This is a genomic window from Pseudoalteromonas sp. T1lg76 (assembly GCF_002964725.1).
Classification (GTDB): domain Bacteria; phylum Pseudomonadota; class Gammaproteobacteria; order Enterobacterales; family Alteromonadaceae; genus Pseudoalteromonas.
In genome coordinates this window covers 1-235 of sequence record NZ_PQCE01000050.1, presented here as the reverse complement: position 1 = coordinate 235, position 235 = coordinate 1, and the positions used below count along the sequence as shown (strand labels likewise).

Here is a 235-nt window from a genome sequence, read left to right as displayed (position 1 = left end):
CGCTAGATGACGCAAACAAATTTAGAGTCTCAATTGAACTGAGTGACCAACGGAAACAAGTTTACTTGTTTCAGCACAGTCAATTCGATTTTTCTTTTATAAAGGGAAATCAAAATCAGAATTCAATGAGCGCCGAATCTTCGGATTCAAAAAACTTTTAATTGAAGAGTTTGATCATGGCTCAGATTGAACGCTGGCGGCAGGCCTAACACATGCAAGTCGAGCGGTAACATTT

General features: G+C 39.1%; 1 rRNA gene. It reads left to right on the top strand.

The features are described 5' to 3' along the window. Window positions 1-158 precede the first annotated feature (158 nt). Window positions 159-235: ribosomal RNA gene (locus C2M35_RS14730) — 16S ribosomal RNA — on the top strand; the annotation flags it as partial.